Origin of the sequence: Vibrio sp. MED222, assembly GCF_000153005.1 — a bacterium.
GTDB lineage: Bacteria > Pseudomonadota > Gammaproteobacteria > Enterobacterales > Vibrionaceae > Vibrio > Vibrio tasmaniensis_A.
In genome coordinates, this window is the sequence record NZ_CH902609.1 from 106,937 (window position 1) to 119,231 (window position 12,295).

Annotated in this window: 5 protein-coding genes, 2 tRNA genes, 1 rRNA gene, 1 riboswitch and 1 other annotated feature; of the genes, 3 read left to right on the forward strand and 5 right to left on the reverse strand. The window is 44.5% G+C overall.

Annotated elements, in window-relative coordinates; all coding sequences use genetic code 11:
* Positions 1-84 precede the first annotated feature (84 nt).
* Positions 85-1,848 (forward strand): PglL family O-oligosaccharyltransferase, encoded by a 1,764-nt coding sequence (locus MED222_RS06560; protein ID WP_009847872.1) that lies wholly within the window; start codon positions 85-87, stop codon positions 1,846-1,848.
* 111 nt (positions 1,849-1,959) lie between these two features.
* On the opposite strand, the gene MED222_RS06555 is transcribed toward MED222_RS06560, so the two are convergent.
* Positions 1,960-3,099, reverse strand: coding sequence for a pyridoxal-phosphate-dependent aminotransferase family protein (locus MED222_RS06555; protein ID WP_009847873.1), 1,140 nt, complete (start codon positions 3,097-3,099; stop codon positions 1,960-1,962).
* 176 nt (positions 3,100-3,275) lie between these two features.
* Positions 3,276-3,453, forward strand: a riboswitch (Lysine riboswitch).
* Positions 3,454-3,562: 109 nt separating this feature from the next.
* Between MED222_RS06555 and lysC the strand changes: the two genes are divergently transcribed.
* Positions 3,563-4,930 (forward strand): lysine-sensitive aspartokinase 3, encoded by a 1,368-nt coding sequence (gene lysC / locus MED222_RS06550; RefSeq protein WP_009847874.1) that lies wholly within the window; start codon positions 3,563-3,565, stop codon positions 4,928-4,930.
* A 115-nt stretch (positions 4,931-5,045) separates the two neighbouring features.
* Here the strand turns inward: lysC and metH are convergent, their stop codons facing one another.
* The gene (gene metH / locus MED222_RS06545; protein WP_009847875.1) at positions 5,046-8,723 is read right to left on the reverse strand and encodes a methionine synthase; all 3,678 of its coding nucleotides are present in this window, start codon (positions 8,721-8,723) and stop codon (positions 5,046-5,048) included.
* Positions 8,724-8,892: 169 nt separating this feature from the next.
* Here metH and MED222_RS06540 point away from each other — a divergent pair, with 169 nt between their 5' ends.
* Positions 8,893-10,173 carry a cation:proton antiporter gene (locus MED222_RS06540; RefSeq protein ID WP_017102902.1) on the forward strand — a complete coding sequence of 427 codons (1,281 nt, stop codon included), beginning with the start codon at positions 8,893-8,895 and terminating at the stop codon, positions 10,171-10,173.
* Positions 10,174-10,893: 720 nt separating this feature from the next.
* On the opposite strand, the gene MED222_RS06535 is transcribed toward MED222_RS06540, so the two are convergent.
* The 3 genes from MED222_RS06535 to rrf all read right to left on the reverse strand — a co-directional run bounded on the left by MED222_RS06535 (position 10,894) and on the right by rrf (position 11,240).
* A tRNA-Trp gene (locus tag MED222_RS06535) sits at positions 10,894-10,970 on the reverse strand.
* 34 nt (positions 10,971-11,004) lie between these two features.
* Positions 11,005-11,081, reverse strand: a tRNA-Asp gene (locus tag MED222_RS06530).
* 43 nt (positions 11,082-11,124) lie between these two features.
* Positions 11,125-11,240: ribosomal RNA gene (gene rrf, locus MED222_RS06525) — 5S ribosomal RNA — on the reverse strand.
* A gap of 147 nt (positions 11,241-11,387) precedes the next feature.
* Positions 11,388-12,258: a sequence feature (23S ribosomal RNA rRNA prediction is too short), on the reverse strand.
* Positions 12,259-12,295: the final 37 nt, after the last annotated feature.

Sequence of the window (12,295 nt, forward strand, 5' to 3'; positions counted from 1 at the left end):
GTCCTGCGAGCAGACAGAAAAATGTTAAAGTAACAGAGCTTGTTTCAGAAGGAACAAGCTCTGTTTTTATAAGGTTAGGGATTTATGGCAACAATACACACTAGCGGTACCCAACTAGAAAATCAGGTAACTAAGCTACCACTCAATAAAGCATTTCTGGCCTCTCTAGCTGTTGTATTCTTATTAGCCATGCATTTTTTCATGCCTAACCCAGGAGGCTCAGGCCTTACTTTATCCTTTAATCCAACCACTTGGTTAGCCCTTAGCTTTACGCTGGCGATTGGCTTCTACCAACTTGCTACTAACCGAGTACTCAAGTATTCCAAATTAACGATTGGCTTGTTGATAAGCTGCATCATACTCACACTGCCGATTTTATACAGCAACGCCGCTCCTCAAGGAGCGTCAGGGCGCTTACTTGGATTGTGGGCGGGCTTTACATTATTCGTCGTGCTGCAACAATTTAAGTTCAGCAATAAGCACAAGCAGCGCATATTGTGGTTCATTGTGCTTGCTGTTGTCATACAGGCACTATTTGGCTATGTGCAATATTTCCTATTAGAACCTGGCAACCTATTTGACTACAACACTGCGGCCAATAGACCTTATGGGATATTCCAACAACCGAATGTTATGGCAAGCTTTCTTGCTACAGGTTTTGTGCTGTCAGCTTATCTTTTAGCAAGGCAACCAACTAAATATAATCACCAAATTAGCGAGTCGCTTCTACTTTATTTAACACCAGCCTTAACCGTACCTTTGCTGATCATCATCGCATCACGTACCGGGTGGTTGGCTGCCGTCATTGGGTTTGTATGCATTCTGCCTTATCTATACAAGTTCTCGACCAAGAAACGCTTCTACGGGTGGTGTGCATCAGTGGTAGTCGGTATCGTCGTCGCCTTTTCGGTAATCAGCCTCAGTGCAACTGATAGTTTCGCCAGTAAAAAAGCAAACTTAGAAAGTCCACGAGCTTATACCTTTCCACAAGCGCTCGATATGATGATCGAAAAGCCATTTACCGGTTATGGCTACGGAAAATTCGAATCCGAATACACGCTATACACAGCCCGCCAACATCAACTTAACTCAAATTATCATCCCGGCCTTCCTTCAATGGATCACCCACACAATGAGTTCCTGTTTTGGGGGGTTGAAGGCGGAATAGTACCAATCATCGGGATCTTGATTGCTGCAATGTTGGTGATGTCACGCATAGCAAGCTCAGCGAAAGGAACACGTCTAGCACTACTTGCGCTATTCATACCTATGCTCTTACATTCTCAGCTTGAGTATCCTTTTTACCACTCGGCGATTCACTGGATAACCTTTATCATTTTGATTTACTGGGTCGACCAACGGACTTCTCGCCACTATCAGCAGCCGTTTAGTATCGTAAGTAAAATCCTATTCAGAGTGTCGAGCTTAGTCGTTCCTATCTTGGTGAGTTTTTACATGCTGAGTGCCTTACACACCAATTATGTACTCACTAAATTTGAAATGTCTAAGCCGAAAAACCCGGACATTCTTAAGCAGGTAACGAACCCCGTAGTCTGGAAAGATCGCTATGATTGGGATGTGTACAGTACCTATCTAAATATCGGCCTCTACAAAGCCGATCCTAGCCTGATCCTTCCTTATATAGATTGGTCGTTAGAAATCATAAAGAATAAGCCAAGGCCTGCTTTCTACACCAACCTGATTCTCGCATATCAAGGATTAGGCGATCACAGCAAGGCAGAACAAATTCGCAGTGAAGCGAGCTTCTTGTTCCCAAATCGAGACTTTTCCAAGGTTCAGTATAAGAAGATATCCGAAGCAGAAAACAACATTTCTTCAGCTAAATGACGCCAAGGAATCTAGAGTCATTTTGCTGTAATGACATTTAGCCTATAGCCTAGACACAAAAAAGCGCACATTCTCTCGTGCGCTTTTCTTTTAAACTTCAATTTATTACCGTTATTTTAAAATGTCTTGTAACGCTTTTAAGCACAAAGCGACATTCTCTTTACGAGCACCGTAACCCATTAGGCCGATACGCCACGCCTTACCAGCCAAAGAGCCAAGCCCAGCACCGATTTCAAGATTATACTCTTCTAACAGCTGCGTTCTTATTTTGGCTTCATCAATCCCTTCAGGGAAGTAAAGCGCATTCAATTGAGGTAAGCGACTCTCTTCAGCAACCACAAACTCCAACCCCAAAGCTTCTACGCCAGCTTTAAGTTCTTGGTGCATCGCATAGTGACGAGACCACGCATTGTCTAGGCCTTCATTTTTCAACAAAACCAACGACTCATGCAGAGCATATAGGCTGTTCACGGGCGCAGTGTGGTGATAGCTACGCTTACCTTCTCCACTCCAATAACCTAATACCAAGCTCTGATCCAAGAACCAGCTTTGTACGGGAGCTTGACGTGCTTTCATTTTATCGACAGCACGTTGAGAGAACGTCACGGGAGATAAACCAGGTACACAAGACAGACACTTCTGACTGCCTGAATAAACCGCATCGAGTTGCCATTCATCAACCAACAATGGCACACCACCTAATGATGTCACCGCATCCACAATCGACAATGCATCAAACTGGCGAGCGACTGCGGAAATAGCTTGAGCATCCGATAACGCGCCAGTAGACGTCTCGGCATGCACAAATGCGACAGCAACAGCATCGGGGTTTTCTGCCAATGCCTTTTCTACCTTTTCAACTGAAACGGGCTTACCCCACTCGTCATCAACAAGGATGGCTTCACCACCGCAGCGAACAACATTCTCGCGCATACGCTCACCAAAAACACCGTTACGACAAACAATGACCTTTTCACCAGGCTCAATCAAATTAACAAAACAGGTTTCCATGCCCGCACTGCCTGGAGCAGAAACAGCAATCGTAAATTCATTCTCTGTTTGGAATGCATACTTAAGAAGTTGTTTAAGCTCATCCATCATCGCAATAAATAGCGGGTCGAGGTGACCAATGGTTGGACGGCTTAAGGCCTGTAAAACTTGAGGAGAAATGTCTGAAGGCCCCGGCCCCATTAACGTTCGGTGTGGCGGATAAAAGCTATCGATAGCAGCAGTGAGTGTTAAATTAGACATGTACATCCCTTACGTTAATGTTGTGAACAATCCACCCTAAAGCAAATTGATTACCTCAGCAATTAGCCATAAGTATTGAGGTCAAACCAGTGTCACATAATTGTTAAAATTATTTTTCAATTATCTCACGTTACGGATTGACATTATTTGCGCAAACACGTTCAATGAAATGGCTATCTAGCAGAAGAGGAGCACTGCCCAGGCAGGTGTTTTGTGGAACCGCATTTCCAATACAAAACATTCATGGGGAGCAGTGCCGAGATAATAAAAGGATGCAGGACCTTTATTATCGGTTGAGCGGGCTGAATCCCGTTAACTGTCGCCATTTCTATATGGTGAAGAGCTTCTGAGGTTACTATTCTAATAATTCCTCTCTTTTTTGCTCTAAAACTCTCTTCGAAAAACATCGGACGTTGGATTACCCAACAGTAATTTTATTTTAGGAAATCGTGGGAGATATATCGTGAGTGCATCTAATGTAGCTGGTTCTTTTAATGTCGCTAAGTTTGGTGGAACAAGTGTTGCCAACTTTGAAGCAATGAGCCGTTGTGCTGCCATTATTGAAAACAACTCAAATACGAAATTGGTCGTGAGTAGCGCATGCTCTGGCGTGACTAACCTGCTTGTTGAGCTCGCGAATGGTGTTCAAGATAAAACTCGTCGCCAAAAACTAGTGACACAGTTAACCGACATTCATAATACGATTCTTGCTCAGCTAGCTGACCCAATTAACATTGAAAAAGATGTGCACTGTATTCTGGATGATATTGCGAGCGCTGCAGAAGCGGCATCATTCCAAGCCAGTACCAAACTCACCGATCACCTAGTGGCATGTGGCGAACTGATGTCGACACATATTCTGACTCAGATCATTCGTGAACGTGGGACACCCGCTGTTCGTTTTGATATCAGAGAAGTGATGCGCACCAATGATGACTTCGGTAAAGCAGAACCACAATTAAAAGATATTGCAGCTTTAGCACAGCAGAAATTGATTCCACTATGCCAACAGCAAGTTGTCGTTACCCAAGGCTTTATCGGTGCCGATAGCGAAGGTAACACCACAACGTTAGGTCGTGGCGGCAGTGATTATTCTGCTGCACTAATTGCCGAATCAGTACAAGCGATTGGTTTAGAGATCTGGACTGATGTTCCAGGGATCTACACCACAGATCCACGTATCGCATCGAAAGCATCTCCTATCCCAGAGATCAGCTTCAGTGAGGCATCTGAGATGGCAAACTTTGGCGCGAAAATATTACACCCTTCAACTCTGGTTCCTGCACTACGCCATCAAATCCCTGTTTTTGTCGGCTCATCAAAAGCACCAGAGCTTGGTGGAACATGGATTCGTCAACAAGTTGAAAGCTCTCCTCTGTTCAGAGCGCTTGCCCTACGCTGCAACCAAACCATGGTTACGCTACGCAGCGCTAACATGTTCCATGCCTATGGTTTTTTGGCAAAGGTATTCGAGATCCTGGCTAAACATAAGATCTCAGTCGATCTTATCACTACCTCAGAGATCAGTGTCTCACTGACTCTCGATCAAACCGATACCTCTGGTGGTGCTCCTGAGTTACCTGAAGCCGCTCGCCTTGAGCTTGAAGAGTTGTGTTCCGTAGATATTGAGCACGACCTATGCCTCGTTGCTCTTATTGGTAACAACATGAGCGAAAGCAAAGGCTATGCAAAGCAGGTATTCGGCACTCTAGAAGATTTCAACCTACGTATGATTTGTTACGGAGCAAGCCCACACAACCTATGCTTCTTGCTAGATGAATCTGTGTCTAAGTTGGCGGTTCAAAAACTTCATCAAGAGTTATTTGAGTAGATAGTCCGTTTATCATCGACAGATAAATAACTAAATTACAGATACAAAAAGGGTTGCTATTAAGCAACCCTTTCTCTTTTTTACGTTACGAATCAAAGCTCGTTATAGATTCAAACTAGTTAATGTTTGGGCCTAACCACTTCTCAGCTTCCAACATATCCCAACCTTTACGGTCGGCATAGCTATCCACTTGATCCTGTTGAATCTGTGCAATCGCAAAGTATCGGGCATCAGGATGTGAAAAATACATACCAGACACTGAAGCACCAGGCCACATCGCGTAGCTCGTGGTTAGTGACATGTCGATCGCTTTTTCAACACCCATCAACTCCCACAACGTTCCTTTTTCTGTATGTTCTGGGCAAGCAGGGTAACCTGGAGCTGGACGAATACCTTGGTACTTCTCACGAATCAAATCGTCATTAGACAGCTCCTCATCCGGCGAGTAGCCCCAAATGTCCTTTCTCACTTCTTTATGCAGGTATTCAGCGAACGCTTCAGCCAATCGGTCAGCAACCGCCTGAATCATAATCGCGTTGTAGTCATCACCGTTGGCTTTGTATTCATCAGCAAGCTCACGCTCGCCGATACCACCAGTCACTGCAAAGCCACCAATCCAGTCCGCTTTACCGCTATCTTTCGGCGCAATGTAATCAGACAAACAGTAGTTAAAACCTTTTGGCTTCTCGGTTTGCTGACGAAGGTTGTGTAAAACCTTTAACACTTCAGTACGAGATTCATCGGTATACACTTCGATATCATCGCCAACGCTGTTGGCAGGGAACATCGCACACATCCCACGAGCTTCAAGTAACTTCTCTTTCTGTACTCGATCCAATAAATCGTTGGCATCTTTGAATAAGCGTTTCGCTTCCTCGCCCACTTCTTCATGATTAAGAATTGCAGGGTATTTACCGACCAATGACCATGTCATAAAGAATGGAGTCCAGTCGATGTACTGACGCAAAGTTGCCACATCAAAATCATTAAAGATGTGAACTCCCGGTTTAGCGGGTGCCGGTGGCGTGTAAGCATCCCAATCGATAGCTACTTTATTAGCACGTGCTCTTTCAAGAGTGACCGGTTTAGTACGAGGCTTCTTACGATTATGCTGATCGCGAACGCGATCGTAATCAATATCCAACTTCTCAACAAATGCAGGTTTCAATTCGTTAGATAGCAACGAAGTACACACACCCACCGCACGTGAAGCATTGTTTACGTAGACCACAGGCTCGGAGTAGTTCTGTTCAATCTTAACGGCTGTATGCGCTTTAGATGTGGTTGCTCCACCGATGAGAAGAGGCAGTTTAAAACCTTGTCTTTCCATTTCTTTCGCAACATGCACCATCTCATCCAGGGAAGGAGTGATCAAACCCGAAAGGCCAATGATATCGACGTTTTCTTCCTTAGCGACCTTAAGGATTTTTTCACATGAAACCATCACGCCTAAATCGATAATTTCGTAGTTATTACACTGCAAGACAACGCCCACAATATTTTTGCCAATATCGTGAACATCGCCTTTTACGGTCGCAAGTAAGATTTTTCCGTTAGTTGCACCTACGTCTTTGGTTGCATTGATAAATGGCTCTAAATGGGCTACCGCTTGCTTCATAACACGTGCAGATTTCACCACTTGAGGAAGGAACATCTTACCTTCACCAAAGAGGTCACCAACCACATTCATACCATCCATTAATGGGCCTTCTATCACCTCGATAGGGCGAGAGGCATTAACACGAGCTTCTTCGGTATCTTCAACAATAAAGTCGGTAATACCTTTAACTAAAGAATGCTCTAAGCGTTTTTCTACTGGCCAGGTACGCCACTCTAAAGCAGATTTATCTTCAACCTTTCCAACTGCACGCTCTAGATATTCAGTTGCGATATCTAGCAAGCGCTCAGTGGAATCATCTCGGCGGTTTAGAACCACATCTTCAACGGCTTCACGTAAATCCTCAGGGACATTATCGTAAATCTCTAATTGCCCAGCATTTACGATGCCCATATCCATACCGTTTTTAAAGCAGTGGTATAGGAATACTGCGTGGATAGCCTCACGAACGTAGTTATTACCTCGGAATGAGAACGAAACATTCGATACACCACCAGAAATCATCGCATGAGGTAAGTCTCGTTTGATGTCCCCTACAGCTTCAATGAAATCGACCGCATAGTTGTTATGCTCATCAATACCTGTCGCCACAGCAAAAATGTTCGGGTCAAAAATAATATCTTCAGGTGGGAAGCCCACTTCATCAACCAGAATATTGTAGGCATTAGTACAAATCTCAACCTTACGCTCTCGAGTATCAGCTTGGCCAACTTCATCGAACGCCATCACGATAACGGCTGCACCATATCGGCGAACCAGTTTCGCTTGTTCGACAAACTTCTCTTTCCCTTCCTTCAATGAGATCGAGTTAACGATGCCTTTACCCTGAATACATTTCAGACCCGCTTCAATCACTTCCCATTTTGAAGAGTCGACCATGACTGGCACTTTCGAGATCTCAGGCTCAGACGCACATAGATTAAGGAATTTAACCATACACGCCTCAGCGTCTAGCATCCCTTCATCCATGTTGATATCGATAATTTGAGCGCCATTCTCAACTTGCTCTCGAGCCACACTCAAAGCTTCATCATATAGCTCTTCTTTGATAAGGCGCTTAAAGCGAGCAGAGCCCGTAACGTTAGTTCGCTCACCCACGTTAACAAACAGAGATTCCTTGGATATCGTCAATGGCTCTAAACCAGAGAGACGACAAGAGACGGGTAAATCTGGTAATTGGCGCGGTGTCACACCTTCAACAGCTTCTGCCATTTGGCGTATATGTTCTGGCGTTGTACCACAACATCCACCAATTAAGTTCAAGAAGCCACTTTCAGCCCATTCCTTAACGTGTTCAGCCATATCTTCTGGAGACAAGTCATATTCACCGAATGCATTAGGTAAACCTGCATTAGGGTGAGCGGAAACATTGCATTCTGAAATACGAGACATTTCACCAACGTATTCACGCAGTTCGTCAGGACCTAATGCACAGTTCAATCCAAATGAGATAGGTTTTACATGACGAAGGGCATTATAGAAGGCTTCTGTTGTTTGTCCGGAAAGCGTTCGACCAGATGCATCTGTGATAGTACCGGAGATCATAACCGGTAAAATGATACCTACTTCTTCAAAGACAGATTCAACCGCAAAAGCACACGCTTTCGCGTTTAACGTATCGAAGATAGTTTCAATAAGAATTAAGTCTGAACCGCCCTTGATAAGCGCACGAGTCGATTCAGAGTAAGCGTCAACAAGTTCATCAAAGCTAACATTACGATAGCCCGGATCATTAACATCTGGGGAGAGAGAACAAGTTCGGTTAGTTGGACCTAACACACCCGCCACGAAACGGGGTTTATCAGGAGTCTTCACTGTCCATTCATCTGCTGCTTCACGAGCCAACTTAGCAGCAGCATAGTTAATTTCTTCGCTAAGACTTTCCATATCATAGTCGGCCATAGCGATGGTTGTAGCGTTAAAGGTATTGGTCTCGAGGATATCAGCACCGGCTTCCAAATACTCCATATGGATATCTTTGATAAGCTTAGGTTGTGTAAGTACCAAAAGGTCGTTGTTACCTTTTAAGTCACTATGCCAATCAGCAAATCGCTCACCGCGATAGTCTTGCTCTTCCAATTTATAATCCTGAATCATGGTACCCATGCCACCATCAATCAGTAAAATTCGTTGCTTCAACAGAGCGTCAATCTTTTGCCTTACATTACTTCCCACGATACAACCTCATTCCTTTAATTATCTCTCCATCCTACCACACATTCGAAAGGAGTCTAGACGTCTAAAACATGAAGTAAATAACCAAGTCATGACAAAAAAATGTTTGCTATTTGAGCATGAGAGAACGAGAATTAATATTCATATTTTGTTACATATTGGAATCCCAATGTCGGTCTATTACACCTTATGCTTCTTGTCCGCTGCAGCCATGCTTATTGCTTTCGTTAATACCAAAATTGGTAAAATGCAGACAACCATCGCCATCACAGCTGGCTCAATGATGCTATCTCTATTGATTATCATTGCGGGACAAAACAATTGGTTCCAATTGGCTGACATCGCTTCAGAAACCGTTGCCAGTATCAACTTTGAAGACTTCCTCCTAAAAGGAATACTGGGATTCTTACTTTTTGCAGGTGGTTTGGGGATTAAGTTACCTAATCTAAAAGATCAGAAATGGGAAATAACGGTACTCGCTCTTGGTGCTACACTGTTTTCGACATTCTTTATTGGCTTTGTACTTTATGGGTTTTGTCAATTTATCGGTATTCAATTTGACCTAATTTATTGCTTACTGTTTGGTTCTCTAATATCTCCAACCGATCCAATAGCTGTATTAGCAATAGTGAAGAAGCTCGATGCTCCCAGACGAATCTCTACTCAAATCGAGGGAGAATCTCTATTCAACGATGGTTTTGGCCTAGTTATCTTCGTAACCCTATTTACCATTGCGTTCGGCACAGAAGCTCCGACTGTAGGTAGCGTGACCATGTTATTCGTCCAAGAGGCTATTGGCGGTATCGTCTACGGATTTGTTCTAGGTTTGATATTCCACTATCTAATCAGCAACACCGATGACCACTCGATGGAGTTGCTATTAACCATCGGTATTCCTACAGCTGGTTATGCTTTTGCAGAGGTTCTGCATGTATCTGGACCATTAGCAATGGTGGTATCTGGTATCATGATAGGCAACTGGACACGCTTCATCGGATTTTCTAAGGAAAGTGAGGATCACCTAGACCATTTCTGGGAATTAATAGATGAGTTCTTAAATGGCGTACTATTCTTATTGATTGGTATGTCTATGCTGCTATTCAAGTTCCACCAAGAAGATTGGATTTTGATGGCGTTCGCAGTCCCTCTAGTATTGAGTGCACGCTATCTAAGTGTTTTCTTGTCTTATATTGGATTTAAACGCTTTAGAACTTACAACCCATGGTCGACTAAGATTCTAACTTGGGGTGGTCTACGCGGAGGCTTAGCTCTAGCTATGGCACTTTCAATCCCTTCAGGTATCTGGGTGATTGAAGACAAAGCAATAGATGTTAAAGAGATAATCCTCGTTATGACCTATGCTGTTGTTGTGTTCTCTATTCTGGTTCAAGGATCAACAATCACTCCAATGATAGAAAAAGCGAAACAAGCTGAGAAAGAATTGGATTAATACCTAAAAATATAAACGAAGGTCGCTTAGTATAAGCGGCCTTTTTTGTACCTGTGTCCATCAACAAGCACGCCTCTCTAGCCTACAAGTTGCTCCCTATCTCTGACCACTACTTTAGTCATGATTGCTATCTGCAATCACGACTCTTTGTCGTACCTAACGCTTCCAAACAGGCCAACAAGCAACCACCAGTTTGAGTGCATTCGAGCGAAGATAAACACAAAGTATTTACGGAAATAAATTAAGTAAAGATACATGGCCTTCTTTTCAAGTGAAGTATTGAAAGCATAATAAAGTGTAGAAAGAGAACCACGATCGAAGAGGAATTGTAATTAGAGTAAAGCTTCGCACACCAATGTTCTAGAACCGAAACTTCTCTATAGAACATCTGATGCAGTAGCAAGAAGGGTCTAGTCTTTCTACCGGGGCGTGCAGTCTAGATCCTTAAATATGCCAGAGGAGGACTGAGTCGGCACTCCGGAGATTCAACCAAACTGGTAAGTTAGGAGGACGCCTAGTTCTCCCAACATTGCTTCGAAGAAGCAACAGACGTAAAAAAACCTAGCATTTCTGCTGAGGCTTTGTATGTGGCAGGAGTAGAGGTTTAGACTCCCAACACGCGCTATTTTGGCAAGCCGGAGAATCCGCTGCTTTGCTAATGGCGTATAATTAGCTTCAGAAAGCAAAAAGGCCCTAGCATTTCTGCTAGAGCCTTAAATATGGCAGGGGTGGAGAGATTCGAACTCCCAACACGCGGATTTGGAATCCGCTGCTCTGCCAATTGGAGCTACACCCCTATTTCAGTTTTAAAGAGCTGAACCTCTGAATAAGTGGCGGAGTGGACGGGACTCGAACCCGCGACCCCCGGCGTGACAGGCCGGTATTCTAACCAACTGAACTACCACTCCGCAGTGGAATACTTGTCGTCGCTGACAAGTGTTCAAATTTAAAGCCTGGCGATGTCCTACTCTCACATGGGGAAGCCCCACACTACCATCGGCGCTATTGTGTTTCACTTCTGAGTTCGGCATGGAATCAGGTGGGTCCACAATGCTATGGTCGCCAAGCAAATTTTGCTTTTACTTTCAGTTTTTTAAAAACTGAAGGCAAAATAATCTGGAAAACTGATTTAAAAGTCTCTCATCAAACTCATTCAAGCGTTTGGTATTTCTTTGAGTCCACAAAACCCCTTGGGTGTTGTATGGTTAAGCCTCACGGGCAATTAGTACAGGTTAGCTCAATGCCTCGCAGCACTTACACACCCTGCCTATCAACGTCGTAGTCTACGACAACCCTTTAGGACACTTATAGTGCCAGGGAAAACTCATCTCAAGGCTCGCTTCCCGCTTAGATGCTTTCAGCGGTTATCGATTCCGAACTTAGCTACCGGGCAATGCCATTGGCATGACAACCCGAACACCAGAGGTTCGTCCACTCCGGTCCTCTCGTACTAGGAGCAGCCCCTTTCAATTTTCCAACGCCCACGGCAGATAGGGACCGAACTGTCTCACGACGTTCTAAACCCAGCTCGCGTACCACTTTAAATGGCGAACAGCCATACCCTTGGGACCGACTTCAGCCCCAGGATGTGATGAGCCGACATCGAGGTGCCAAACACCGCCGTCGATATGAACTCTTGGGCGGTATCAGCCTGTTATCCCCGGAGTACCTTTTATCCGTTGAGCGATGGCCCTTCCATTCAGAACCACCGGGATCACTATGACCTGCTTTCGCACCTGCTCGAATTGTCATTCTCGCAGTCAGCGGGCTATGCATTGCACTAACCACACGATGTCCACCGTGTTTAGCCCACCTTCGTGCTCCTCCGTTACTCTTTGGGAGGAGACCGCCCCAGTCAAACTACCCACCAGGCACTGTCCGTAATCCCGATTCAGGGACCAACGTTAGAACATCAAAACTACAAGGGTGGTATTTCAAGGACGACTCCATCACATCTAGCGACGCAATTTCATAGTCTCCCACCTATCCTACACATGTAGGTTCAATGTTCAGTGCCAAGCTGTAGTAAAGGTTCACGGGGTCTTTCCGTCTAGCCGCGGGTACACTGCATCTTCACAGCGATTTCAATTTCACTGAGTCTCGGGTGGAGACAGCGTGGCCA